Consider the following 25,153-nt stretch of genomic DNA (forward strand, 5'->3'; position numbering starts at 1 on the left):
TGAAGCGGGTACTAGCCTAGCAAGCCCCCGTCAGGAAGTGAAATCGGGAAACGGGGTCGAGCGTCAGCTAGGCATCGGAACGCAGCGAACGGCGCTCCATTTCCAGCATCATCAATTCCCGGTTCAGCCGCTGGAACTCCTCCGGATGGGCCGAGGCATCCAGCCTCTGCAGCTGCCCCATCTTGTCCGCCTTGACCCGCGTGATCTGCAGTTCGAACAGCCGGGCTAGGATGTCACGGCAGTACCTGAGCACGCCTTCGGCGTTGCTCGCCGGCAGCGGCACCACCGCAAGCTCGGAGACCAGCGGACGGAGTGGCTCCGGCACCTCGTTCATCACCTGCTCCACCCAACGCACCGGATCGCCGGTCAGCCCCGGCCCGGAGGCGCGCATGGCGTCGTGGACGGCCTGGTAGGCGGGCGTCTTGAACCCCGCCGCACTGAACCGGTCCCAGGTCCCGCCAGCAAGCATGGAGGGCTCCTGAAGCGCCACTTCCAGCGCTTGCCGCTCCATGGATGCCACGGGGTCCCGGGGGTCCGGCCTGTTGAAGGACGGCACCACGCCCGACGCCGGCAGCTCGGCAATGCCCGGCGCCGTGCCTTGCGCGGGGCGTCCGTGCTGCCCGCCGGACGGCCCGGATCCGGCACGCTGCGGTCCCCCGCTGTTGCCGGCTGGCGCTTCGCCCTGAGCGGCACGCTTGGCGGCAACGGCCACTGCGCGGCTGACTTCTTCCACGGGCATGCCGAGCCAGCCTGACAGCTCGCGGGCGTAGCCGGGGCGGATGCCCGCGTCCCGGATCTGGGCCACCACCGGGGCGGACTCCCGGAGAGCGGCAATGCGGCCTTCCACCGTGTCCAGGTTGTGCCGCTTCAGCGTGGCCCTGATGGCGAATTCGAACAGCGGACGGCGGCTGCTGATCAGGTCACGCACCGCTGAGTCACCCCGGGCCTGCCGCAGGTCGCACGGGTCCGCGCCGGTGGGTTCCACCGCGACGTAGGTCTGCGCGACGAATCTCTGGTCCTCCTCGAAGGCGCGGAGGGCAGCCTTCTGGCCGGCGGCGTCGCCGTCGAACGTGAAGATAACCTCTCCCCCGGTGCCGTCGTCGGACAGCAACCGCCGGGCGATCTTGATGTGGTCAGCGCCGAACGCGGTGCCGCAGGTGGCCACCGCCGTCGTAATTCCGGACAGGTGGCAGGCCATGACGTCGGTGTAGCCCTCCACCACCACCAGCTGCCGATCCTTGGCGATGTTCCGCTTGGCGAGGTCGATGCCGTAGAGCACCTGGGATTTCTTGTAGAGCGTGGTTTCCGGTGTGTTGAGGTACTTCGGGCCCTGGTCGTCCTCGTAGAGCTTCCGGGCGCCGAAGCCGATGGTGTCACCGGCGATGTCGCGGATGGGCCAGATCAGGCGGCCGCGGAAGCGGTCGTAGATCCCCCGGTTGCCTTCCGAGAACATGCCCGTGAGTTTCAGCTCGGCATCAGTATAGCCGCGGCCGCGGAGGTGCTTGAGCAGCGCGTCCCAGCCCTGCGGGGCGTAGCCCACGCCGAACTGTTCGGAGGCGGCGCGGTCGAAGCCACGGCCGTGGAGGAAGTTGCGGCCCTCTGCGGCCCCGGGGGTCAGCAGCTGGGCGCGGAAGAACTCGTCAGCCACTTTATGGGCGTCCAGGAGGCGCTGGCGCTTGCCCACTTCCTCGCGGTTGGGGCCCGTGCCGCCATCTTCGTAGCGCAGTTCGAAGCCGATCCGGGCGGCCAGCTTTTCCACGGCCTCATGGAACGAGGTGTGGTCCAGTTTCTGGACGAAGGAGATAACGTCGCCGTCTTCTCCGCAGCCGAAGCAGTGGTACCTGCCCACCTGGGGGCGGACAGTGAACGACGGCGAGCGTTCGTCGTGGAAGGGGCACAGGCCCTTGAACGATCCCAGCCCGGCGCCCTTAAGCGTCACGTAGCCGTCGACGACTTCCTTGATGTCCGTGCGCTGGCGTACTTCGTCAATATCTTCGCGTTTAATCAGCCCGGCCACAGAGCCATCCTAGTCCTTACCAAAGCGACGGCAGGCTGCCCACCAACCGCTCGTACATGGCCAGCGCGGATCCGTCGGTGAGCGAGGCGACCTGGTCGATGACGACGCGAAGGCGGGCGCCGTCGTCGGGCGCGTCCCTCCAGTCAGCAGCGAACATCGGCTCCAGGTGGCGGTCTCCGGTGGCGTTCAGCGCCGTCACCAGGGCGTGCAGGACCTCGCGCTGGCGTTCGTAAATGGGCTGGCGGTGCTCGGTGGTCATCACGAAGGTGGTGGCCAGGCCCTTCATGACTGCGATTTCCATCACGGTTTCGTCCGGCACCATCAGCTCGGCGTTGTACCGGGTGAGGTCCTCGGGCCCGTAGACGGCCCGCGTGGTCTCCAGGGCGCTCTGGCAGAACCTGCCGATCAGCTGGCTGGTCATGTTCTTCAGCGCGGCCATCGCCTTCCGGCTGCCGTCGGCTTCGCGCACCCACACGTCGGTGGCCTCGAGCCGGGCCAGGGCGGCGTCGATGGCAGCGGGATCGTTGTGCGGCAGGTACCACTGCTTGGCGTATCCCACCACGCGGGCGCGGTGGTCCGGGTTGTCCATCCAGCGAAGCTGGAAGTGGCCCGCGACGATGGCGTCCTCCACGTCGTGGACCGAGTAGGAAATGTCGTCGGCGAGGTCCATCACCTGCGCCTCGAGGCATGACCGGCGCTCCGGCGCGCCCTGGCGGATCCAGTCGAAGATGGGAAGGTCGTCCTCGTAGGCGCCGAACTTACTGGTCCGCTGGCCGTGGATCACCGGGGCGTTCAGCGCCGACCACGGGTACTTCGCGGCGGCGTCCAGGCTGGCGCGTGTCAGGTTCAGACCGGCCGGGGTTCCGTCCGCGGCCAGCACTTTGGGCTCCAGCCGGGTCAGCAGCCGGAGGGTCTGGGCATTGCCCTCAAAGCCGCCGATGCCGTGCGCCATCTCGTTCAGGGCGGATTCACCGTTGTGCCCGAAGGGCGGGTGGCCGAGGTCGTGGCTGAGGCAGGCGGTGTCCACGACGTCCGGGTCGCAGCCCAGTGTCCGGCCTAGTTCGCGGCCCACCTGGGCCACTTCCAGGCTGTGCGTCAACCGGGTCCGGACGAAGTCGTCAGTGTCCGGGGCAACCACCTGGGTCTTGGCGCCGAGCCGGCGCAGCGCGGACGAGTGCAGGACCCGTGCCCGGTCGCGTTCGAAGTCGGAGCGGTAGGTGGTTTTGGGCGGTTCCTCCACCCAGCGGGCGGAGTCGTGGGCCTCGTAGCCTGGCAGCACGGGCGCGGTGGTCCGGGTTTCAGCCACCTGAGACGTCCAGTTCCGCAGCAGCGATGTCGCGCGTCTGGTCGGCGTCCATCTGCCGGCTGACCAGCCAGTCCTTCGGCAGCGCGGGCTTCTTCGGGGAACCGGCGCGTCCGCGCGGCCCCTCCGCATCGACGCCGGGGTACGGAGAGTCCTGGTCCAGCTCGGCCAGCGTTTCGCGCAGGACCTGCAGGCTGGTCACCAGGGCCAGCCGCGTCCGCAGTTCGCCGCCCACGACATAACCCTTGAAGTACCAGGCCATGTGCTTGCGGATCTCGCGGAGTGCCTTGCCTTCATCGTTGCCGAAGGTTTCGACCATAAGCTCCGCATGGCGGTACACACCTTCGGCCACTTGCCGCAGGTTGGGCTTGTGGCGTTTGTCGCTGCCTTCGAACGCGGCCTGCAGGTCGCCGAACAGCCACGGGCGTCCCTGGCAGCCGCGGCCCACCACCACGCCGTCCACGCCGGTCTCGCGGACCATGCGGACCGCGTCCTCAGCGGACCAGATATCACCGTTGCCCAGCACCGGAATGTCCGGCAGCGCTTCGCGCAGCCGGGCGATGGCGGACCAGTCGGCCTGGCCGGAGTAGAACTGGGACGCGGTGCGGCCGTGGAGCGCGACGGCGGCGACGCCGGAATCGCGTGCAATCCGGCCGGCGTCAAGGTACGTCAGGTGATCCTCGTCGATGCCCTTGCGCATCTTGATGGTCAGCGGGACGCCCCCCTTGGAGGCCTCCTTCACCGCGGTCTGCACGATGGAGGTAAAGAGGTCGATCTTCCACGGCAGGGCTGAGCCGCCGCCGCGCCGGGTCACTTTGGGCACGGGGCAGCCGAAGTTGAGGTCGATGTGGTCCGCGCGGTCCTCCTCGACGAGCATCCGGACAGCCTGGCCGACCGTTACGGGGTCCACGCCGTAGAGCTGGACGGACCGCACTTTTTCGTCGGGGTCATGGGAGATGATCCGCAGGGATTCGGGGGTGCGCTCCACGAGGGCACGTGAAGTAACCATCTCCGCCACATACATGCCGCCGCCGTACTCACGGCACAAGCGACGAAACGCGGAGTTGGTGATGCCCGCCATGGGAGCCAGGATCACAGGGGTGTCCACCGTGATGGGGCCCAGCTTCAGGGGCGGGAGTTCCAGCTTGGGGGCGGGAGGCGTTGCTACAACAGTCACCCGTTCATTGTCTCAAAGCCGGGCAAATCGGCCTCCAGCCGGTTAAGTCGGCGAGCCGGCGGCCGGAAAAGGGGTTCAACCGCGGGCCTGTCCCCTGCTACTCCCCTTCCGCGGCCCGCCGTGCACGCCGGCTGCCGGGCACGGGTTCCCGCGCGGGTTCACGGGAGGCAGGGGTGCCGGCTGCGCGCGTCCGGCCGCCGCGGGAGAACTCCGCCGCCGCCGCGAGCGCGCCGGTGTCCCCGACGTCGTCGGGCGTTACGGATGCACGGCGGGAAGGGATGCTGCCGGAAACGGTGGTGCCGGAGCCGCTGCCGCCCGTTTCCGGGACGGCGGCCTGCCTGATCCCGGTGGCCTTGACCACGAGCACCGCGATCAGCGTGGTGACGGGGATGGCCAGCACCAGCCCTACGGAACCGACGAGCGTCCGGATGACTTCCTCGGACAGTTCCGCGCTGGTCAGCGCCTCGCCGAGCGGACGGTCGTACAGCATCACGATGATCAGGATGGGCAGCGCGGCGCCAGCGTAGGCGAACGCAATGGTGTAGACAGTGGACGCGATGTGGTCGCGGCCGATCCGCATGGCTGCGGAGAAGAGCTGGCGGGCGCTTGTCTCCGGCGCGAGTTCATACAGTTCCCAGACCGCGGAAGACTGGGTGATGGTGACGTCGTTCAGCACGCCAAGTCCGGAAATGATCAGACCGCACAGGATGATGCCGGAAATGGAGATGTTGTCCGAGATGTTCGCGAGCGTGGCGGCGTCATGGCTGCCCACGCCCGCCAGGTTTGCCGCGTCCGTGGCCCAGGCAGCCAGGAGCGCCGTGATGCCCAGGCCGAACATGGTGCCCAGCAACGCCGTGGAGGTGCGGGCCGAGAAGCCGTGGGCGAAGTAGAGAACGCCGATCATGATCACAGTGGAACCCACCAGGGCCAGCAGCAGGGGTGGCTTCCCTTCCACCAGCCCGGGCAGCATGAACGTCACCAGCACCCCGTAGGCTCCCACGAGGCCGATCAGCGCCCGCAGACCGCGCCAGCGCGCCACGGCGATCACCACCACCGCGTAGAGGACGGCCAGCAGGATGATCGGCAGGGTGCGAACGAAGTCCACGAAGATATAGGCGGGCGCGCCGCCCTGGCCGGCGGATGCGCCCTGCGCGTTGGACAGGTTCAGGTACCGGATGTCGTCACCCACCTTGACGCCGTGGGACTTCACCACGTCCGGGTTGATCACCACCTTGACCGGGTTGCCGCCCTTGTCCGGCTCGGTAAAGGCGAAGGTGCACTCGCTCCCCTGCTGGGCGGCATCCTGGCCCGTGCCTGGCTGCGCGGTGGCGTTTTGGCCGGCGCTTCCCTGGATGCAGCTTTCCACCACCACCCGCTGGATCTTGCCGGTGTCGAACGTCACGCCCGGGGCTGCCGCGTACGGGCTGGCCAGCTTCAGGTCCTCCTTGTTCCCGGACGGCCACATCATGACCATGGCCGCCAGGGTCAGGAGCGTCAGCGGAATCAAGACCGCCGCGAGAAGCCAGTTGGCCCGTTTACGGGCAGCGAGAGCCCCGGGTGTTGGCTCCGAATGATCTGTGTGACCGTGGGAGTGTCCGGCACCCATCAGCAGTAAAACCTCATGCCTGCACTTTACTGGGGCTGGATGTTCTGGTTGACACGGAACAGGTTCCCGGGATCGTACTTGCCCTTAATTTCCTGCAAGCGGCCGTAATTGGGTCCGTAGTTTTCCGCGACCCGGGACGTGTCATCGCCGTCCATGAAATTGATGTAGCCCGCAGTCTCAGAGTAGGGCTGAAGCGCCGCCGCGAAGTCCCGCACCCAGGCGATGTTCGCCGCGCTTTCCGCGGGATCCGCCCAGTGGCACGCAATTACCGGGGAGAACCTGGCATTCCGGTTGGGGAAGGCCGTGTCCGCAATTCCCACATCGTGTACGGCGCCGTCGATCGGGTAGATGTGCACTGCGGTCTGTACGCTGGGCACCCGCTTCCCGTACTCCAAGTGGGCGTTGATGGCGCCGTCGTTGAGTTCCGTCAGGAAGGCCGCCTTCCAGTAGGCGAGCAGCCCCTTGGGATACATCCCGTCGAAGGCCGAATTCAGGGCCGGGTAGGGCATCGGCCCCACCATGGACCCCGCCACCGGCGCGGCGTCGAGGAACGGCTGCCAGCGGGCCGGTCCTTCGGCCGGATCCCCGGTCCACATACCCACGACAATGCAGACGGGCTTGCCATGCCACTCCTCGGGAAGGAACGGAACCGGCGGCCCCTGGTGGAACGCGAGGAAGGCACCGAACTCCCGCGGGGCTGCCGCCACGTTCTCGCGGTAGAACTTCGCGACGGTTTCGGCGTGCTCCAGCGGGTAGATGATGATGCCGGCGTGGACCATATCCACGGGATGCAGGCGGAATTCGAGCGACGTCACGACGCCGAAGTTCCCGCCGCCGCCGCGCAGCGCCCAGAAAAGATCTTCGTTCTCGGTTTCGCTGGCGGTGAGGAACTTTCGGTCCGCGGTGACGACGTCGGCAGAGAGGAGGTTGTCGCAGCTGAGGCCGTATTTCCGGTCAAGGTAGCCAATGCCTCCGCCGAGGGTCAGCCCCGAAACACCGGTCGAACCGACGATGCCGCCGGTGGTCGCCAGCCCGAAGGCATGCGTGGCGTGGTTGAAGTCGGCCCACGTTGCGCCGGCCTCGGTCCTGGCCGTTTTGCCGGCCGGATCAACCCGGACCCCCCTGGTGGCGGAAAAGTCGACGACCACTGCATCGTCCGCCGTGCCAAACCCGGGCCCGCTGTGGCCACCGCCCCGGATGGCGACGGGCATGCCGTTGTCCCTGGCGTGGTTGACGGCAGCGATGACGTCCGCCACCTGGGACACCCGCACGACGGCAGCGGGCCGCTTGTCAATCATTCCGTTGTGGACGGCGCGGGCAGCGTCGTAGTCCGCATCATCCGCTGTGATCACTTGCCCGCGAACCTGTTCCCGCAGGGCATCGAACGATGTTGCGTTCATTTCCAGTACCGCCGATCCTCTTCGACCTCGGATCCGGCCGCCCACTTCGCCTCCCATCGGGCTAACGACCGGAGCTTACGCGTCCGGCCTACTCCTCTCAGCGGGCGCCGTCAAGGGATTTTAGGAGCACGCACAATCTTCTGACCCGGCGGCTCCGAATGCCCATTGTGATCCGGGAAGGGCCGGTTGGACGTATTGCCGGGACCCTTGGGTTTATAAATGTAGGACGAGGAGTCTGGAGGCCCGCATGGGTAATCGCAGGAATGACGAAGGCAGCAACAAGCCCGTACTAACTGTGCGCGAGGCGGCGGGCGTTACCCGCGGCGTGGCCCTGGTCCTGCACGGCGGCCGCTCGCACAGCTACGAGCCCGTAGAGGCCCGCCACCTGAGCCCCGCCCGCATGGTGCCCTTCGCCAAGCACCTGCACCGCGCCGGCGGCAGCCACGGACTTGCCGTCTGGACGTTGCGGAACAGCGTACGCGGCTGGAACGGCCCGGACATGTCACCGCTGCAGGATGCCCGATGGGCGCTGGCCCGGATCCACGCCCGGCACCCGGGAGTGCCCGTCTACCTCCTGGGGCACTCGATGGGCGGACTCACTGCCATGTGCGCGGCCGACGATCCCCAGGTGGACGCCGTGGTGGCCCTGGCCCCCTGGCTAAGCGCCGAGACACCGGCCGAAAATGTGGCCGGCCGCAGGGTGCTGATTGTCCACGGTTCCAGGGACCGCTGGACAAGCCCGGCCCAATCGCTGAAATTTGCGCAACGGGCAGCGGATCTGGCCGACGAGATGCGCTATGTCTCGTTGGCCGGGGCAGGTCACTTCATGTTCCGCAAGGTCCGGCTGTGGCACACGCTGGCCACCGGCTTTGTCCTCAAGGCCTTTGCGGAAACCACCGGTGTGGAACTGGACGGCGATTCGGCACGGTTGGATGCCTTGCTTCCGGCCGGCGCCGCCCCCGGCATTCCGGTGGTGCTGTGACCATGGCCGAATTTCCCGTAAACGAATTCCTGGCCAGCCTGCCTTGGACGGCGCTGGCCGTGGCGGGTGTCCTGGCGGTCACCTTCGCCGTGGCCGTGGTGCAGAAGCGGCACTCCGTCATGGACGTGGCATGGGGACCCGGCTTCGTTGCCGTCGCCGTCGCCTCATGGCTGCTGTCCTCCGGCACGGGCGACGACGGCAGGCGCCTCCTGCTGTTGCTGCTGACAGGCGTCTGGGGCCTCCGCCTCGGAACCCACATCGGCTGGCGCGCCCGTGGCGGCCATGAAGATCCCCGCTACGAGGCAATGCTCAGCGACGCCCCGGGCTCCCGCGATGTGTACGCACTGCGCCGTGTCTACCTGCCCCAGGGCCTTGTGATGTTCTTCGTGTCCCTGACGGTTCAGGTAGGGATGTTCGCCACCGGTGCAGTGGGCTGGGTCGCCCTCCTGGGAGTGCTGCTGTGGGTCATCGGCTTCGTGTTCGAAACGGTGGGCGACTGGCAACTCGCACAGTTCAAGAAGAACCCGTCCAACAAGGGAACAGTGCTGAAGACGGGGCTGTGGCGTTACACCCGCCACCCCAACTACTTCGGGGACGCCGCCGTCTGGACCGGCCTGTTCCTGATTGCCGCAGACTCCTGGCCCGGAATCCTGACCATCCTGTCTCCGGCCCTGATGGTCTGGGCGCTCGCGGGCAAGACCGGGAAGCCGCTCACGGAGAAGGCGATGTCCGCCCGGCCGGGATACAAGGAATACGTCGAGTCGACGTCGGGCTTCATCCCCTGGCCCCCGCGGCGGCCGGCGGGCGGGCGCTGAAATGGCCTGGCGGCCGCAGCCCAATGACCGCTTCTACCGTTTCATCGTGGGCACCGGGCTGGCGCTGCGCCGGTTCTTCCGGATCCGCGTCATCGTCACGGGCCGCGAACACCTGCCACCACCGGGGCCGCTCAACGGTGCGTCCCGCCAGGTGGTGCCGGGTGAGGGGGCCGTCGTCGCCATCACCCATTTCAGTTACCTCGATTTTGCCTTCGCCGAGATGCTCCTGTGGAGCCACAACCGGGCGGAGCTGCGCTATCTGGTGACCCAGGGCGCGGCCGACCACTGGCTCGCCGGTCCGGCCATCAGCGCTGCCGGACATGTCGTGGTTCCATACGGTTCGGGCAGCGGCGCGTATGACGCCGCCGTCGAGAAATTACGCGCGGGCGAGTACATCGCCGTCCTTCCCGAGGCGGGCGTCAGCCGCAGCTTCACGGTCCGCGACTGCAAGACCGGTGCCGTCAGGATGGCGGCAGAAGCCGGCGTGCCGATCATTCCCGTTTCAGTGTGGGGAGCGCACCGGCTCATGACCCGCCACCGCGGGTTCTCACCACTTCGCGCCTGGCGCGCGCCTGTGCGGATCCACGTGGGCGGGCCCCTGCTGCCCGCGGTTTTGCCCGATCCCGTCCGTGACGCCCAGCCTGCCACTGAAATGTTGCGGAGCATCCTGCAGGCCGGAATCGACGCCGCCATCGCGGACTTCCCCCTCGCACCCCGGCCCGGCGACTGGTGGATGCCCGCGCACCTGGGTGGCGGTGCTCCCACGGACGCGGAACGCCGGCGGCTGGATGAGGCGGAAGGTCCCCGGCGCGCGGGCGGACAGCGCGCTTAGGCAGGCAGAGCCGGGCCTTGGCTAGGCTCCATGGGTACGCAAGCACATTTGCACGCACTCAATGGAGAGGGATCCTTCCTGTGGCAGACACCGTCCTGACAAGAAGCGAGATCGACGAACGCGGCCTGGCCCGCCTGGCCCAAAGGCTGGCGGCGTGGACGGAAAAGTGGTTTCCGGACGCTTATATCTTCGCGCTGGCCGGCGTGGTGCTCATTGCCGTAGCTGCCCTCGCGATCGGCGCCTCACCGCAATCCATCGCCGATTCCTTCGGCAACGGATTCTGGGACCTCACAGCATTCACGCTGCAGATGTCCATGGTTGTCCTCACCGGCTACGTGGTGGCCACCTCTCCCCCGGTGGCCAAGCTCATCGACCGGCTCGCGCTGGTCCCGTCGACCGCCCGGACCGCCGTGAGCTTCGTAGCGATGCTGTCGATGTCCGTGTCCTTCCTCAACTGGGGCCTCAGCCTGATCTTTGGCGGCCTCCTGGCGCGTGCCATTGCACGGCGCAAGGACCTGTCCGTGGACTACCGGGCGCTCGGTGCGGCCGCTTTCATGGGCCTCGGCGCCGTATGGGCGCTGGGGCTGTCGTCCTCAGCCGCCCAGTTGCAGGCCACTGCAGCCTCCCTGCCGCCGGCGCTCCTCAAGATCACCGGCGTCCTGGATTTCGGCACCACCATCTTCACGTGGCAATCACTGCTCACCCTGGCCATCCTCATGGCGCTGACTACGGTGATCGCCCATTTCTCGGCGCCGCGGGGTGCCGCGGTGCGCACGGCCGCGGATCTCGGTGTGGATCTCGACGACGACCCCAGCGAACCCGAGCCACGGTCGCGGCCCGGCGAATGGCTGGAGTACAGCGTGATCCTGCCGGTCCTCGCGGGGATCCTGACGTTGGGCTGGCTGGTCTCGCAGTTCCTCACGAAGCCATTCCTGACTGTGGTCAGCAGCCTCAACGGCTACCTGCTCGTATTCCTCATCCTGGGCCTGGTGCTGCACCGGACGCCGCGGAACTTCCTGCAGGCAGTGACCAAAGCAGTTCCGGCGACCGCAGGCATCCTGGTGCAGTTTCCGCTCTACGCTGCCATGGCCGCCATCCTCACGAAGGCCACCGGCCACGGGGGCATGTCGCTGTCGGCACATTTGGCCGAATTCTTCTCGGACATCGGCGGCGGCGGTGCTTTCGCCGTCGTGATTGCCCTCTACACGGCCGTGCTGGGCCTGTTTGTGCCCTCCGGCGGCGGGAAATGGCTCGTGGAGGCGCCGTACGTGATGCAGGCGGCGACGGATGTGAACATGAACCTGGGCTGGACCGTTCAGATCTACAACATCGCGGAGGCGCTGCCCAACCTGATCAACCCGTTCTTCATGCTGCCGCTGCTCGCCGTGCTCAAACTCCGGGCCCGTGACCTGGTGGGCTTCACCTTCCTGCAGTTCGTGTTCCACCTGCCCGTGGTTCTCCTGCTGGTGTGGCTGCTGGGAATGACGTTCGACTTCGTTCCCCCGGTGATCCCCAAGTAGCCGGCGGCCTTAAACCACATTGACCCGCAGCGGGCGCCGTCGAAACGGCTGCCGCTGCGGGTCAATTGGGTTAGTGCCTAGGCGGGGTCGGAAACCACCAGGGTTTCGCTGCCCCGGAGACTGGCCGTGCCGCTCTGCAGCAAAGGCTCGACGACGGCGCGCAGGGCAGTCATCGAATCGTCCAGTTCCAGCACCACGGGGTGCTGGAACGCGATGAGCGCCAGAAGATCGCGGACCGCCGAGCGGGCTTCCTCCTCGGACAGCTTGGGATCGTGGCCGACGAACACATCCGTTGGCTGGCCCGACGCGGACCCCTCGCCGCCCGCCGGGTTCTCGCCGCCGGGGGCAAGTTCCGCGTAGCTGATGGCGAATGCCTCGAGCCGGCCCTTCCTGCTGGCAGGGACACCCTGACCGAAGGCGCTGGCCTTCGGCGCCCGGAGTACGATCGCGCCGTGCGCCCCGCTGAGTTCGTCGAGGAACAGCCGCTGCACGGTGCCGATGCTGAGCTCGCCCGGGCTATCCCAGGTGTGCACGGCCGTGTAGTACCGGCCCACCACGTCGCTGAGTTCCACCGAACCGGTGGCAAGGTCCTCGATCTGTTCGGAGGCCGCGGCCTCCGAACCGTCGCCGAAGACCGGCAGCTTGAGCGCCCCCGGTGCCACCACGACGAGGCGGGAGCGCTGGATCGGAACCAGGCCGGCAGCTTCGGCGAACGCGGCGCCGGGCGTGCCCGGCTCCACCTTGGTCCGCAGCCTGGACACGCCCGACGGCGCCTGGCCGGCTTCGTGCCGGAGCATGGTCAGCAGGGTGGAGCCAACGCCGGCGCGGCGGTGGTCCTTTGCCACCTCGATGTACATCCAGAGGCGTTCGGGGTGCAGCGATGCTTCGTGGACCACTGCCGCCGCGACCGGGATGGCCACGCCGTCCACGACGTCCTCGGCCACAATGCAGCGGCGCCACGGCGTGTTGCCCGAGGGTGCGAGCGTGCCGCGGAACTGCCGTGCCTGTTCGGTCTCCGGGCCGCCCCAGAGTTCGAGCAGTGCAAGGTCGTCGCCCTCGCGCCATTCGCGGTATTCGATGGCCATGCTCAGGCGCCGATCAGCCGCGCGGCCAGGTAGCCCTCCACCTTGTCCAGGGAGACGCGTTCCTGGCTCATGGTGTCGCGTTCACGGATGGTCACGGCCTGGTCCTCGAGGGTGTCGAAGTCCACGGTGATGCAGAACGGGGTGCCGATTTCGTCCTGGCGGCGGTAGCGGCGGCCGATGGCGCCGGCATCGTCGAAGTCGATGTTCCAGTTCTTGCGCAGCTGGGTGCCCAGGGCCTTGGCCTTCGGGGACAGGTCCTCGTTGCGGCTCAGCGGCAGCACGGCGGCCTTGACGGGGGCCAGGCGCGGGTCCAGCTTGAGCACGGTGCGCACGTCCACGCCGCCCTTGGCGTTGGGGGCCTCATCCTCGGTGTACGCGTCAATGAGGAACGCCATGAAGGACCGGGTCAGGCCGGCGGCGGGTTCGATCACATACGGGGTGTAGCGCTCGTTGGTGGCCTGGTTGAAGTAGCTCAGGTCGTGGCCGGAAGCCTTGGAGTGCGTGGAGAGGTCGAAGTCCGTGCGGTTGGCGATGCCTTCCAGCTCGCCCCACTCGGAGCCCTGGAAGCCGAAGCGGTATTCGATGTCCGTTGTGCCCTTGGAGTAGTGGCTCAGCTTCTCCAGCGGGTGCTCGAAGAAACGCAGGTTCTCGGCTTTGAGGCCCAGTCCGGTGTACCAGTCCATGCGTTCCTTCATCCAGTACTGGTGCCACTGCTCGTCCGTGCCCGGCTCGACGAAGAATTCCATCTCCATCTGCTCGAACTCACGGGTGCGGAAGATGAAGTTTCCGGGCGTGATCTCGTTGCGGAAGGACTTGCCGATCTGGCCGATGCCGAACGGCGGCTTTTTCCGGGAGGTGGTGAGCACGTTGTTGAAGTTCACGAAGATGCCCTGCGCGGTTTCCGGGCGCAGGTAGTGCATGCCCTCCTCGCTGGCCACCGGACCGAGGAAGGTCTTGAGCAGGCCGGAGAATTCCTGGGGCTCGGTCCATTCACCACGGGTGCCGCAGTTGGCGCAGGCAATGTCCTTCAGGCCGTTTTCGGCCGGACGGCCCTTCTTTTCCTCGTACTCTTCTTCGAGGTGGTCGGCACGGTACCGCTTGTGGCAGGAAAGGCACTCCACCAGGGGATCGGAGAAGACCTCCACGTGGCCGGAGGCTTCCCAGACCTGGCGGGGCAGGATCACGGAGGAGTCCAGGCCCACCACGTCCTCGCGGCCGCGGACTACCGACTGCCACCACTGGCGCTTGATGTTTTCCTTCAGCTCGGCGCCGAGGGGCCCGTAGTCCCAGGCAGAACGGGAGCCACCATAGATTTCACCGGCCTGGAAAACGAAGCCCCTCCTCTTGGAGAGGGAGATGACCTGGTCGAGAACGGATTTTGCTGCCATGGGGAACTCCAATTTCTACAGGGCCGCTGGGTGCGGTCCGCGCGGTTTCTAGGCCCCTGTACCCTGCTGGTTGCCGGGCGGGGCGGTACGAAGGAAAGATGTGCAGGAAGCTGCGTGTCCTAGCCTACCGGCCCGGCTGCCGCTTGAGGGCGCCGCGCGGCCAGGGAAGGGTGGCCAGGACTATCGCACCGAGCGTCAGGACGGTGCCGAGGATCGTGGGCAGGGCCACCACTGTGCCGGGCGCGGGAAAGGCGAGGTCCAGGCCCAATGACCCCAGCAGCTGGCCCGCAATCATGCCCAGCCCGGTGACCAGGACCCCCAGGCTCCGGACCAGTAGTGCGCCCAGTCCGATGAACGCGCAGCCCATGGGACCGCCGAGGTAGTACCACCATTCGGCCGGCAGCCCGTTGCCGGGCCCGGCGACCGCCAGCTTGATCAGCCAGGCCAGCCACAGCACCGTAGCGCCGGAGATGAAATTCACCAGGGTGGCCGCGATGGGGGTGCCGTAGTGCACCGTGGCCGTCCCGTTCATGGCCTGCTGGAAGCTCATCAGGAAACCGGCAATAACGGGCAGGAGCACCGGGAGGAGCAGCTGCGCCGGGTCGGTACCGCCTCCCCCGGAACCGGCCCCGGAACCCCCGGCGCCGCCGAACCGCGGGGACACTGCCCACGCGACGGCGGCGATGGTCAGCACAGTGCCGATGACACGGATGGCGGTGACGGACTTCTTGCCGGCGGGGCCGATGCCGAGCCGGTCCACGAGCAGCCCGCTGAGCGTTTGCCCGGTGACGGTGGCAACCGTAAACAGGGCCACGCCCAGCAGGCCAACGGTGAAGGACTGCGCAAACACAAAGAACGCGCCGATGCCGCCTGCCATCACGTAGATCGGGGGAAACCGTCGTTCCCGGAGCGCAGGGAGGATCTGGGCGAGCCCGCGGCGTCCCCGCGGCAGGACCAGCGACACCAGGACCATCACGATCAGTCCCGTGGTGAAACTCACCACGGCGGCGGCAATGCCGTCGTCCAGCCGGGCGCCCAGTGCGCCGTTGATCCGGCCCTGGACGGGGATGGCGAGTCCGGCGGCTACGGCAATCGGCAGTCCTGCAATGAGGGGCAGACGGGGTGCATGGGTCACTGGATTCACCTTACGTCAGGCATCATTGCTTGTATGAGCAACCCGGAAATCGAAGAGATCCCCATCCGCGACGAGATGATCCGCCTGGGCCAGCTCCTGAAGCTGGCCAGCCTCGTGGAGGACGGAGTTGAGGCCACGGAGCTGATCAAGAACGGCCTGGTCAAGGTCAACGGCGACATCGACGACCGCCGCGGCCGGCAGCTGCACCATGGCGACACGGTCACTGTGAACGGCCGGACCGTGCGGATTCTGACTCCCGCCGGTTCCTAGCCGTTGCAGCGCTGAACTACTTTTTCAGCACCTCGTGGGTGAGGAATTCGGAAACGTGGCCGATCTCCTGCTGGTTGATCCCGTGCCACATCCCTGTGTAGAGGACCTTCGTCAGCTTCACGTGCTTCCGCACCCAGCCCATGGTGTATTCGATCTTGTCCTGGGTGATGACGGGGTCCTGCTGGTCGCGGCCCCAGAACAACGGAACGCTGCCGTCCAGTTCGCCGTCCCGGAAAGTCGGGTCCCCTCCGGCGTTCACCGCAAAGCCGGAAAGCCCGACGACGGCGGCAAAGTCCGCCGGGCGCTGCCTCAGCAGCGTGGTGGCCATCGCCATTCCCATGGAGAACCCGAGCAACGTGACGGACGGGTGGTCACCTTTGACGCCGTCGAGCCAGTCCAGCACAAAGGCTGCGGCATCCTTAACCGCGTCGAGTGAATAGTCGGCGGAGTCCGTCAGCGGGAACCATGTGAACCCCGGGCCCATGGCGATGGGGGCGCGGACGGACGCCACCGCGAAATCGCCGGGCAGCAGATCGACAAGGCTGAGCAGGTCCTGTTCGTTGGCACCGTAGCCGTGCAGCAGGACCAGGAGTGGCTTACCCGAGCGCTCTTCGTCAGGAGTGGACCACAGGACAACAGGGGCAGTGGAAACGTCGGCTTCAGTCATGGGTTCCATTCTTGCAGTTACCTCCGGGTAACAACCTACGGTGGCGTAGCTTGTTACCTACGAGGCAGGATGGAAACGTGAGCGAAACTGAAGCCATTCCGAACCCGCAGGACACCGTTGATAGCCACCCCTGGGGACGCTACGTTGCCATGGGCGATTCCTTTACCGAGGGCATCGGCGACCCCGAACCGGGAAGTCCCGGCGGGCACCGTGGCTGGGCGGACCGGGTGGCCGAGGAACTGAGCCGCGGGCACAGCGATTTTGCCTATGCCAACCTTGCGGTGCGGGGACGGCTCCTGGAACAGATCGTTGACCAGCAGCTGGCACCGTGCCTGGCCCTCAAGCCTGACCTGGTGACCCTCTCGGCCGGAGGCAACGACCTCATCCGGCCCGGCGGCGACCCTGATGCGCTGGCTGAAAAGCTGGACTCGGTGGTGCACATCCTCAGCCTGGGCGGCGCCACCGTGGTGTTGTTCAACGGCCCGGACACCGGTTCGTCCGTCCTGGGCAGGGTCCGCAGCAAGATCGCCATCTACAACGAAAACCTTCGCACCGTGGCCGCGCGGCACGATGCCGTCATCGCCGACATGTGGTCCCTCCGCCAGCTCAGCGATCCGCAGATGTGGGACCAGGACCGCCTGCACTTCTCGCCTTTGGGCCACCACACCATAGCCGCGATGGTGCTCGATTCACTGAACATCCAGCACACCCTGGAGCCGCTCTCCCCCAAGCCCCTGCCCCAGCGCAGCTGGCGGCAGGCGCGGTCCGGCGACCTGGTGTGGGCACGCGAATACTTCGTGCCGTGGGTTGTCCGCCGGCTTCGCCACCAGTCATCCGGGGACGGCATCACAGCCAAGCGCCCCACGCCAGGTCCCGTATTCGGGCCCGGGATGCCGCTGGGCTCGGGCGAGGCCGCGGGACTAGGGGCAGCGGGACTCGAGTCCGACCGGAACTAGGCGCACGTGGACGCTGACGACGTCGTCAGGCTGCGGCTCAGCCAGCAGCTGCTCCGCCATCCCCGCGCGGTCTCTGCCGAAGCTGCACTGAAGAACCTCCTCGCCGTCCAGTCACAGGAGTTCCCGTATGCCCGCTGGTCGCTGGCGCAGCGCACTGCAGGAGCCTCCGCTGCCGATGTCGAAGAGGCAGTGGCCGACGGCCGGATCCTCCGGACCCATATCCTCCGGCCCACCTGGCATTTTGTGCACCGGGACGACCTTCGCTGGCTTCTGATGCTCTCGGCTCCCCGGCTGCACCAGGGCAACGGAGGCATGTATCGCCAGACCGGCATCGACGCCGAAGCAGCGTCCCGAAGCGCCCGGATCCTGGCCGACGCCGTTGCCGGCGGCGCCCACAAAACCCGGGAGCAGCTCGCACTGGAACTGCAGCGCCACGGATTCGCAGCCAAAGGCCTGGAGCTCGCCTACCTGATCATGCATGCTGAGATCAGTGGCGTCCTGACCAGCGGCACACCCGTGCGCAGCACCGGCGGCGCGCTCAAGCAGACCTACGCTCTCTTCGATGAACGCGTTCCGGCATCAGCTGACGGTCACGAACACCGCTCCGAGGCGCTGGCCGAACTCGTCCGCCGCTATTTCCTCAGCCGCGGACCGGCCACGGTCAAGGACTGTGCCGACTGGTCCGGGCTCACAGTGACTGATGTCCGGCTGGGTCTGGGAATCGTGCTGGAGGCTGAACCCGACGTACTCACGGCTGCGACGCTGGACGGACTGGACTTCTATTTCAGTTCCGCCGGGCGCGGTCCTGCTGCCGAGCCCGGGCCTGCTGCCGAGGCCGAAGGCGGGCCCAGGATCGACCTGATCCAGTGCTACGACGAATACGTCATGGGCTACTCACGGTCACGGTATTTCCTGGGCGGCACCGCCCCTGCCCTGCCTGAGCGGGACACTCCGATGCATGTTGTGCTGAGCGACGGCCGCATGATCGGTTCGTGGCGCCATGACCTGGCTGGCGGACGCTGTGAGCTGGATATCCGCACCCGCTCTGATCCCGGCCCGGCCGGCCACCGTGCGATCGACAAAGCAGTCGCTGAGTACGGACGGTTCCTGGGCATGCCCGCAGTACGGAAATGATCGGACGGGAACGATCGTATGGAAATGATCGGCCGGAAGTGATCGGCCGGCAATGGTCGGACAGGGCAGTCTGGCTGCCGGGGGTTAAACTGAAGGGACACTTCTGAGAGGCCCTCCACTGTGAGCAACGTGTTCTTCTGGATCATCATCCTGTCGTTCCTGATTCCCTTCGCCATGCGTATGTACCGGAAGTCCGTCCGGGGCAGGAACCGGAACCAGGATTTCAACGGACAGTACCCGGGTCAGTTTCCCGGGCAGTTCCCGAACCAGTTTCCTGGCCAGCAGCCAGGCCGGCCCAATAACCAGCCGCGTGACGGCTACACCCAGCAGGACTATTTCGGCGGCGGCTTCCGGCAGCTCGGCGGCGGCCAGCAGCCCCCGCTCGACCAGCCCTACCAGAACCCTGGCTACCCGGCTCCGGCTTTCCAAAACCCCGGCTATCCTGCCTCCGGCGGCCCCGGACAGGTACCGTACGAGGACAGCCCCGAGTATCCGGCCAACCAGTCACGCCAGCAGCCGCAGCAGCCGTCCGCCCCGGTTACTCCCCCGCCGCCGTCGGCCCCTCAGGGTTTCCGCGCACGGAAACTGGCGGAACTTGACCAGCAGTACAGCAACGGCGAAATCGCCATGGAGGAATACATGACCCGGCGTGACGAGATCATGAAGGGTTAGGCGCCCCTCCCGCTTTCTCCCAATGCTGACGTTTTCCTTCGGGCTGCCGGCTTACTTCGGGCCGCCGGTTCCCTTCAGCAGTCTGTCCTCAGGCAGCCAGCGGGCCGACTGGCCGGGAGCGTTTGAGAATCTTCGCGCGGTGAAGAAGCTCGCGTCTATGGCGACGGTTCATAGGAGGCGGCGGCGCGGGCAGTGATGTCCCGGGCAGTGGAGGCGCCGTGGATTGGTAGCCGTGCCCGGTCGGAGTGTGGATTTCCAGCGTGTGCCGAGGTCCTGGCCGCGGTTCTGCGTACCACCCAGGGGACTCCTTGGTGTGGTTGCAGGATTCGCAGAGCCCGCTGCCGTTGCCAAGGCTCGTGGGCCCGCCGTGCTGCCATGCGACGATGTGGTCGTGGTGGCGGATCGGCGCATCGCAGTAAGGCGTGCGGCAGGTGCCATCTCGTGCCTGGATGAAGCGGCGGAGACGCGGTAGGGAAGAGCCTTGCCCGGGAATCCATGGCGAGCAACTCACCAGTGCACGGGGCGGTGTAGAGCCGCCGCAGCCAAACGTTCAACGGCCGGTCACGGTCTTGGCTCAGGCCCTGAGGTTGGCCCTGGCTCTGGTCCTGGACGCAGATCTCCCTGGCCCACCCGGCGGAGACCACACTGTAGCCCGGAAGCCTCGCCGGTTCGCTGTCGCCCTGGAACAGGGTGCGGTCGGTCATGATGAGCTGGATTTCAATTCCCACGATCCCGCCCGGCGTCCCCGTGATGCGTTCTACCAAGTCATCCGCCATGATTTGTCCGCCGGGACCGGCTGTCTCCGGCCGAGCGCAGCGCGTCGGACTGCCGGGTGAGCGCTGCGTGGACTGCCACACCGGCTGTGACCGGGAGTAGCGCGGTCAGGTAAGTCATGGCGTCCGGTGCCGGGCGAAGGCTCACGTGCCGGTCTGCCACGGCCTGGCGGGCACGATTCACCACTGAGTGGGGGTCCAGCCGATACGCCGCCGTCCGGGCCGCCGCGACGATGGTCCGGTCGCCGGCGCCCGCCAGCGCTCCGGAGTCCGCGGCGAGCTGTTCATCGACTGCGCACCGGCCCGCCGCGGACAAGCAGGCTGTTTCCTTTACCAGCAGCGTGGCGCGCCACTCATTGAGTTGGCCGGCGCGCAGGGCCGCCAGGGTGTGGGGCATCTCCGTGACCAGGGCCTTCGCCAGTCCAAGCAGCCGGCCGCCGCGGGCCGGAGATTCACGGCGGGCCAAAGCGATCTGAGCCGCGACGCCTTTGCCCAGTTCATCAGCAGGCAGCCCGGACTCGGCCTGCGCACGGCGCTGCTGGACATCGAACGCCACCGAGGAGCGGGCCTGCATCGAGGCCGCGGCTGATTTCAGGTCCTCCAGATCCCGCACCTGGTCGATCAGGGCGGCACTGTCGCCGCAGGGCCGGACCGAGGCCAGGAGACCAATCAGGTCCCTGACCGTGATCCCGCTGCCTGCGTCCTCCGATGCCTCTCCCGGCCTGCTATTGCCTTCCATAGCTGAAGTCTGGCAGTGACCACCGACAAAAAGCGGGCCAGCGCCCGCCCCAACGACTGACCTCCTAGTCCACCTGCGGGAAGCCGAGGTCGATCACCGATGTGGATGGATCCGGCCAGCGTGTGGTCACCACTTTTCCGCGGGTGTAGAAGCGGATGCTGTCCGGGCCGTACATGTGGGTGTCGCCGAACAGCGAGTTCTTCCAGCCGCCGAACGAGAACGTCCCCACCGGTACCGGGATGGGCACGTTGACGCCCACCATGCCGGCCTCGACGTCGAACTCGAACTGGCGGGCCGCACCGCCGTCGCGCGTGAAAATGGCCACGCCGTTGCCGAACTCGTTCTCGTTCACCAGCCGGACCGCGTCGCTGTAGCTGTCCGCGCGGACCACCGACAGCACAGGACCGAAGATTTCGTCGTCGTACACCTTCATGCCCGGCTTCACGTGGTCCACCAGGCTGACGCCGATGAAGAAGCCGTCCGAGTCGAACACCTGCTCGCGGCCGTCCACTACAACCGTGGCGCCTTCGTTGGCGGCGCCCGCGACATAGGAAGCCACCCTGTCCCGGTGTTCCTTGGTGATGAGGGGACCCATCTGCGAGGCGGGGTCCGTGCCGGGACCGATGTTGAGGTCCGCCATGCGCGTTGAAATGGCCTTCACCAGGTCGTCGGCAATGCTGCCCACCGCCACCAGCACGGACACAGCCATGCACCGTTCACCCGCCGAGCCGTAGGCAGCTGACACGGCGGCGTCAGCGGCCATGTCCAGGTCTGCGTCCGGCAGGACCACCATGTGGTTCTTGGCGCCGCCCAGTGCCTGGACGCGCTTGCCGTGGTCGGCCGCACGCTTGTAGATGGACTGCGCGATCGGAGTGGATCCCACAAAGCTGACAGCCTTGACGCCGGGGTGTTCCAGCAGGACGTCCACGGCCTCCTTGTCGCCGTGGACCACGTTCAGGACGCCCGGGGGCAGGCCCGCCTCCGCGAAGACTTGGGCAATGAAAACGGCCGACGACGGGTCCTTCTCGCTGGGCTTGAGGAGCACGGTGTTGCCGCAGGCGAGCGCACTGCCGATCATCCACAACGGCACCATGGCCGGGAAGTTGAACGGGGTGATGCAGGCGACCACGCCGACCGGCTGGCGCACTGAGTGGACGTCCACGCCGCTGGACACCTGCTCCGAGCGTTCGCCCTTGAGCATGTGGGAGAGTCCGGTGGCGAATTCGATGTTTTCGAGGCCTCGGGAGATCTCGCCTTCAGCATCGGAAAGCACCTTGCCGTGCTCGCTGGTGAGGATGGCAGCCAGCTCGGACTTCCGCTGCGTGAGGAGTTCCCGGACCCGGAAGAAGATGTTGGTGCGCTTGGCCAGGCTCGTGGCCCGCCAGCCCGGCAGGGCGGCCTGGGCGGCAGCGATGGCCTCCTCCACGCGTGCGGCCGACGCGAGGGCCACCTCTTTGTCCTGTGCTCCGGTGGCGGGGTTGAAGACGGGGCCGAAGCGGTCGGCGTCGCTGATCAGGGCGCCGTTGATGAAGTGCGGAATGCGTTCCATGGGTAAGTCCTATTCGTGAAGCAGGCTGCGGTTAGTTGGAGGACTCGAGCGAGCCGTCGACGAGTTTGATGATCATGGAGCAGTCCTTACCGGACTGCCCGGAGTCGATGAGGCGCTGGAAGAGCGTCTGCACGTGCTCGCCGATCTCCAGTGGAGTGCCGGTGTCGCGGGCAGCGCTGATGGCCAGGCCGATGTCCTTGTTCGCCAGTTCCGTGGTAAACGTCGGGGCGAAGTCGTTGTTGGAGGCAGCGGTGGGCACGACGCCGGCCACCGGGTACCAGGTCCGCAGCGCCCAGCTGTCGCCGGAGGACACCGAGGCGATGTCCCAGAAGACCTGCTTGTCCAAGCCCAGGCGGTCGGCGAGTACGGCACCTTCGGCGGTGGAGGCGAGGTTGATGAAGAGCATCAGGTTGTTGCAGATCTTCGCTGCCTGCCCGGTGGTGGCGCCGCCGGTGGGAATGATGTTGGAGGCCATGGGGCGGATGTATTCGGTGGCCTCGGCCACGGCGCCCGCCTCGCCGCCGATCATGAAGGTGAGCGTCCCCGCCTTCGCGCCGCTCATGCCGCCCGAGACCGGGGCGTCCACGAACCGGAAGCCGGCGGCAGCGGCGGCGTCGTGCAATGCCTGGGCGGAGGCGATGTCGATGGTCGAGGAATCCACCAGCAGCGTCCGGGTGTCGGCGTGGGCCAGGAGGCCGTCCTCGCCCAGGTACACGGCACGGGCGTGCTCGCCCTTCGGCAGCATGGTGAAGACGACGTCGGCACCGTCCACGGCCGCGGCAATGCTGGCCACGGGCTTCACGCCGGCTGCTTCGGCAGCCGCCACCGCCTCGGGATTGAGGTCGAATCCGCGGACGTCGTGACCGGCCTTAGCCAGGTTTGCTGACATCGACCCACCCATGTTTCCGAGACCGATCCAGGCGACAACTGCCATGGCGAAAGCTCCTTTGCTTCGTGTACCAGCCCTATTGCTGGAAGTTCCGTGTCCACCATCACACCCTGTTACAGTGCAATCAAGAGGAAAAAATACAGACGGTATGTGCATTGATGCACATACCTCCGAACAGCCGTTCCGGAGATTGAAAGCGTGGAAGTGAAGAAGTGGATTTGAACCGGCTGCCGAGTCCGGATGACCTGCTGATCCTGCTGACGGTGGCCAGGCTGGGCCGGTTCAACGCCGTGGCAGAAACCCTGGGCACAACGCACACCACCATTTCCCGCCGGATCATGGCGCTGGACAAGCAGCTCGGCGGACGGACGCTGGAGCGCAGCCCGCACGGCTGGGAACTGACCGAACTGGGCAGCCATGCCGTTGCCGCCGCCGAGGCGATCGAGGCGACACTCGGCTCTCTGACCGGCGCCCTCAGCAACGGCGAAGATTCGCTGTCCGGCCTGGTCCGGATCAGCACTTCCGACGGCTTCGGTGCAGAATTCGTCGCGCCGGCGCTGGTCCGCCTGCAGCAGGGCAACCCCCTGCTGAACGTCGAGATGCTCAGCGCCACCCGCAAGGTCAGCCAGAACCGCTCCGGCGTGGACCTGGAAGTGGTGGTGGGCCGGATGGACGTCACCAACGCGCAGCCCATCTTCCTCACCAACTATTTCCTGCGGCTCTACGCCAGCCCGCACTATGTCCGCTCCCGCGGGCTGCCGGCTGCCCTGGACGACGTCCGGGATCACGGCTTCGTTTCCTATGTGGAGTCGGCGCTGCAGGTGGCGGAGCTGGGGCACCGGTCGTCCCAGCTGCCAGCCCCAAAATCCAGCTTCCAGGCCACCAGCGTCTTCGCCCAGGTGGAGGCGGTCCGCTGCGGTGCGGGCATTGGCCTGCTGCCGAACTTCATGGTCGCGGACAACCCGGACTTCGTTCCGGTGCTTCCTGAGCTGTTCCAGCGGCAGCTTCCCATCTGGGCGGTGGCCCGTCCGGAGTCGCTGCGCTCGGCGTCCGTCCGGGCCGTGGTGGCAGCGCTCAAAACGGAAGTGTCAGGCCGCCAGGACATCCTGGCAGCCTGACATTTACCTATGCCTGGAACAGGCGGCGAACCACTGTCCCGGCCGCCAGCGCATCGAGGCCCTCGTTGATTTCCGCGAGCGGCCGCGTGTCCGTGTGCAGCAGTTCCACCGGAAGCCGTCCGGCGCGCCAGTGGTCAAGATACAGCGGAATGTCGCGCTCCGGGACCGCGTCTCCCATGTACGAACCAAGAAGCCGCTTCCCCGCACCGGCGAACTGGAGCGCTCCCACAGTCAGTTCCGCTGAGGGCTTTGGCAGCCCGACGGAGACGACGGCGCCGCCGCGGGTGACGAGGTCCAGGCACGAGCCGATCACCCCCGCGGACCCCACCGCTTCAACGGCGACGTCCACACCGTCGCCGGTCGCCTCAGCGACCAGTCGCGCGGCATCGGCCGGAGTTCCCACTGCCGTCGCCCCGCAGTCCATTGCGAGCTGATGCTTGCCCTCGTTCGGGTCGATGGCAATGACGGCGGCGGCACCGGCCAGGGACGCCGCCATCACGGCGGAAAGCCCGACGGCGCCGAGGCCGAAGACGGCCACCGACTGTCCGGCGGTGACCGCCGCGGTGTTCAACACTGCGCCCATGCCGGTGAGCACGGCGCAGCCGAACATGGCCGCGACGGTGTCCGGGACGTCGTCGCCGATCACCACGACGGATTCCCGTGCCACCACGGCGTAGTCAGCAAAAGCCGATACCCCGAGGTGGTGGTTGATCCGCTCCCCCGACGGCGTCCGCAGCAGAGCCTCCCCGTGCAGCAGGTCTCCCGAGCCGTTGACCTCTGCGGCGCGGTGGCACAGGGCCGGGCGGCCGGAGCGGCACGCGCGGCAGTCGCCGCAACTGGGGACGAAGACGAGCACCACATGGTCCCCCGCCGAGACGTCCTCCACTCCCTCGCCGACCGTCACGACCCTCCCGACGGCCTCATGCCCCAGCGCCATGGGCAGCGGCCGTACCCGGGAGCCGTCCACTACCGACAGGTCCGAGTGGCACAGGCTGGAGTAGGTGATGGCCACCCCGAGTTCGCCGGCGCGGGGTTCGGGCCGCTCAAGTTCCTCCACCACAAGCGGGCGGGCTTGCGTGTAGCTGGTGCCGGCGGGGACAGCGGCGTAAAGGACTGCTGCTCGCAT

Annotated in this window: 21 protein-coding genes and 1 pseudogene; 9 read left to right on the forward strand and 13 right to left on the reverse strand. The window is 67.1% G+C overall.

What is annotated here, in order from left to right; all coding sequences use genetic code 11:
- Positions 1-67 precede the first annotated feature (67 nt).
- The 5 genes from dnaG to AC07YR_RS15830 all read right to left on the reverse strand — a co-directional run bounded on the left by dnaG (position 68) and on the right by AC07YR_RS15830 (position 7,503).
- Positions 68-2,017, reverse strand: a complete 1,950-nt coding sequence (gene dnaG / locus AC07YR_RS15810) for a DNA primase (RefSeq protein WP_494734519.1) — start codon at positions 2,015-2,017, stop codon at positions 68-70.
- 16 nt (positions 2,018-2,033) lie between these two features.
- Positions 2,034-3,323, reverse strand: a complete 1,290-nt coding sequence (locus tag AC07YR_RS15815; protein ID WP_055798603.1) for a deoxyguanosinetriphosphate triphosphohydrolase — start codon at positions 3,321-3,323, stop codon at positions 2,034-2,036.
- Entirely contained in the window at positions 3,316-4,497 is a 1,182-nt protein-coding gene (gene dusB / locus AC07YR_RS15820) for a tRNA dihydrouridine synthase DusB (RefSeq protein ID WP_055798606.1), read from the reverse strand. Before dusB ends, AC07YR_RS15815 begins: the two co-directional genes overlap by 8 nt.
- Before the next feature lie 97 nt (positions 4,498-4,594).
- Positions 4,595-6,103: a YibE/F family protein gene (locus AC07YR_RS15825; RefSeq protein WP_494734520.1), complete on the reverse strand. Its 1,509-nt coding sequence runs from the start codon at positions 6,101-6,103 to the stop codon at positions 4,595-4,597.
- A 26-nt stretch (positions 6,104-6,129) separates the two neighbouring features.
- On the reverse strand, positions 6,130-7,503 hold the full coding sequence (locus AC07YR_RS15830) for an FAD-binding oxidoreductase (protein ID WP_494734521.1): 1,374 nt from the start codon (positions 7,501-7,503) through the stop codon (positions 6,130-6,132).
- A 247-nt stretch (positions 7,504-7,750) separates the two neighbouring features.
- On the opposite strand from AC07YR_RS15830, the gene AC07YR_RS15835 reads away from it, so the two are divergent.
- The 4 genes from AC07YR_RS15835 to AC07YR_RS15850 all read left to right on the forward strand — a co-directional run bounded on the left by AC07YR_RS15835 (position 7,751) and on the right by AC07YR_RS15850 (position 11,652).
- Entirely contained in the window at positions 7,751-8,485 is a 735-nt protein-coding gene (locus AC07YR_RS15835; RefSeq protein WP_494734522.1) for an alpha/beta hydrolase, read from the forward strand.
- Positions 8,486-8,487: 2 nt separating this feature from the next.
- Positions 8,488-9,300 (forward strand): DUF1295 domain-containing protein, encoded by an 813-nt coding sequence (locus AC07YR_RS15840; protein ID WP_494734523.1) that lies wholly within the window; start codon positions 8,488-8,490, stop codon positions 9,298-9,300.
- A gap of 1 nt (position 9,301) precedes the next feature.
- Positions 9,302-10,132, forward strand: coding sequence for a lysophospholipid acyltransferase family protein (locus tag AC07YR_RS15845; protein ID WP_494734524.1), 831 nt, complete (start codon positions 9,302-9,304; stop codon positions 10,130-10,132).
- 80 nt (positions 10,133-10,212) lie between these two features.
- A complete protein-coding gene (locus AC07YR_RS15850; protein ID WP_235505614.1) occupies positions 10,213-11,652 on the forward strand; it encodes a short-chain fatty acid transporter in 1,440 nt (479 codons plus the stop codon).
- 77 nt (positions 11,653-11,729) lie between these two features.
- Here the strand turns inward: AC07YR_RS15850 and AC07YR_RS15855 are convergent, their stop codons facing one another.
- The 3 genes from AC07YR_RS15855 to AC07YR_RS15865 form a co-directional block, all read right to left on the reverse strand.
- Positions 11,730-12,737, reverse strand: a complete 1,008-nt coding sequence (locus tag AC07YR_RS15855) for a GNAT family N-acetyltransferase (protein ID WP_436057152.1) — start codon at positions 12,735-12,737, stop codon at positions 11,730-11,732.
- A gap of 2 nt (positions 12,738-12,739) precedes the next feature.
- Entirely contained in the window at positions 12,740-14,125 is a 1,386-nt protein-coding gene (locus AC07YR_RS15860) for a glycine--tRNA ligase (protein WP_028272541.1), read from the reverse strand.
- 124 nt (positions 14,126-14,249) lie between these two features.
- The gene (locus tag AC07YR_RS15865; RefSeq protein WP_494734525.1) at positions 14,250-15,260 is read right to left on the reverse strand and encodes a DMT family transporter; all 1,011 of its coding nucleotides are present in this window, start codon (positions 15,258-15,260) and stop codon (positions 14,250-14,252) included.
- Between the two features lie 33 nt (positions 15,261-15,293).
- Here AC07YR_RS15865 and AC07YR_RS15870 point away from each other — a divergent pair, with 33 nt between their 5' ends.
- Positions 15,294-15,530 (forward strand): RNA-binding S4 domain-containing protein, encoded by a 237-nt coding sequence (locus AC07YR_RS15870; protein WP_055798629.1) that lies wholly within the window; start codon positions 15,294-15,296, stop codon positions 15,528-15,530.
- Positions 15,531-15,546: 16 nt separating this feature from the next.
- Here AC07YR_RS15870 and AC07YR_RS15875 read toward each other — a convergent pair whose 3' ends face one another.
- A complete protein-coding gene (locus tag AC07YR_RS15875; protein ID WP_494734526.1) occupies positions 15,547-16,197 on the reverse strand; it encodes an alpha/beta hydrolase in 651 nt (216 codons plus the stop codon).
- Positions 16,198-16,346: 149 nt separating this feature from the next.
- Here AC07YR_RS15875 and AC07YR_RS15880 point away from each other — a divergent pair, with 149 nt between their 5' ends.
- From AC07YR_RS15880 to AC07YR_RS15890, 3 genes are all read left to right on the forward strand, one after another.
- Complete coding sequence (locus tag AC07YR_RS15880; protein ID WP_494734545.1) at positions 16,347-17,153, forward strand: SGNH/GDSL hydrolase family protein; 807 nt, start codon at positions 16,347-16,349, stop codon at positions 17,151-17,153.
- 6 nt (positions 17,154-17,159) lie between these two features.
- Complete coding sequence (locus AC07YR_RS15885) at positions 17,160-18,287, forward strand: winged helix DNA-binding domain-containing protein (protein WP_494734527.1); 1,128 nt, start codon at positions 17,160-17,162, stop codon at positions 18,285-18,287.
- Between the two features lie 120 nt (positions 18,288-18,407).
- Entirely contained in the window at positions 18,408-18,959 is a 552-nt protein-coding gene (locus AC07YR_RS15890) for a hypothetical protein (protein WP_494734528.1), read from the forward strand.
- Positions 18,960-19,047: 88 nt separating this feature from the next.
- On the opposite strand, the pseudogene AC07YR_RS15895 reads toward AC07YR_RS15890, so the two are convergent.
- From AC07YR_RS15895 to mmsB, 3 genes and pseudogenes are all read right to left on the reverse strand, one after another.
- Positions 19,048-20,471: pseudogene (locus AC07YR_RS15895) on the reverse strand (HNH endonuclease).
- Between the two features lie 64 nt (positions 20,472-20,535).
- Positions 20,536-22,020 carry a CoA-acylating methylmalonate-semialdehyde dehydrogenase gene (locus AC07YR_RS15900; protein WP_494734529.1) on the reverse strand — a complete coding sequence of 495 codons (1,485 nt, stop codon included), beginning with the start codon at positions 22,018-22,020 and terminating at the stop codon, positions 20,536-20,538.
- A gap of 31 nt (positions 22,021-22,051) precedes the next feature.
- A complete protein-coding gene (gene mmsB, locus AC07YR_RS15905) occupies positions 22,052-22,954 on the reverse strand; it encodes a 3-hydroxyisobutyrate dehydrogenase (protein ID WP_494734530.1) in 903 nt (300 codons plus the stop codon).
- Positions 22,955-23,127: 173 nt separating this feature from the next.
- Here mmsB and AC07YR_RS15910 point away from each other — a divergent pair, with 173 nt between their 5' ends.
- Positions 23,128-24,027, forward strand: a complete 900-nt coding sequence (locus tag AC07YR_RS15910; RefSeq protein WP_494734531.1) for a LysR family transcriptional regulator — start codon at positions 23,128-23,130, stop codon at positions 24,025-24,027.
- A gap of 7 nt (positions 24,028-24,034) precedes the next feature.
- On the opposite strand, the gene AC07YR_RS15915 is transcribed toward AC07YR_RS15910, so the two are convergent.
- Positions 24,035-25,153 carry a zinc-dependent alcohol dehydrogenase family protein gene (locus AC07YR_RS15915; protein ID WP_436057145.1) on the reverse strand — a complete coding sequence of 373 codons (1,119 nt, stop codon included), beginning with the start codon at positions 25,151-25,153 and terminating at the stop codon, positions 24,035-24,037.

The sequence above is a fragment of the Arthrobacter sp. GW460-12-1-14-TSB2 genome, assembly GCF_059423525.1.

Coding starts and splice junctions, on each gene's coding strand:
- AC07YR_RS15825 (WP_494734520.1), bottom strand. CDS start 6,103: ATGGGTGCCGGACACTCCCACGGTCACACAGATCATTCGGAGCCAACA.
- AC07YR_RS15830 (WP_494734521.1), bottom strand. CDS start 7,503: ATGAACGCAACATCGTTCGATGCCCTGCGGGAACAGGTTCGCGGGCAA.
- AC07YR_RS15835 (WP_494734522.1), top strand. CDS start 7,751: ATGGGTAATCGCAGGAATGACGAAGGCAGCAACAAGCCCGTACTAACT.
- AC07YR_RS15840 (WP_494734523.1), top strand. CDS start 8,488: ATGGCCGAATTTCCCGTAAACGAATTCCTGGCCAGCCTGCCTTGGACG.
- AC07YR_RS15845 (WP_494734524.1), top strand. CDS start 9,302: ATGGCCTGGCGGCCGCAGCCCAATGACCGCTTCTACCGTTTCATCGTG.
- AC07YR_RS15855 (WP_436057152.1), bottom strand. CDS start 12,737: ATGGCCATCGAATACCGCGAATGGCGCGAGGGCGACGACCTTGCACTG.
- AC07YR_RS15860 (WP_028272541.1), bottom strand. CDS start 14,125: ATGGCAGCAAAATCCGTTCTCGACCAGGTCATCTCCCTCTCCAAGAGG.
- AC07YR_RS15870 (WP_055798629.1), top strand. CDS start 15,294: ATGAGCAACCCGGAAATCGAAGAGATCCCCATCCGCGACGAGATGATC.
- AC07YR_RS15875 (WP_494734526.1), bottom strand. CDS start 16,197: ATGACTGAAGCCGACGTTTCCACTGCCCCTGTTGTCCTGTGGTCCACT.
- AC07YR_RS15880 (WP_494734545.1), top strand. CDS start 16,347: ATGGGCGATTCCTTTACCGAGGGCATCGGCGACCCCGAACCGGGAAGT.
- AC07YR_RS15900 (WP_494734529.1), bottom strand. CDS start 22,020: ATGGAACGCATTCCGCACTTCATCAACGGCGCCCTGATCAGCGACGCC.
- mmsB (WP_494734530.1), bottom strand. CDS start 22,954: ATGGCAGTTGTCGCCTGGATCGGTCTCGGAAACATGGGTGGGTCGATG.
- AC07YR_RS15915 (WP_436057145.1), bottom strand. CDS start 25,153: ATGCGAGCAGCAGTCCTTTACGCCGCTGTCCCCGCCGGCACCAGCTAC.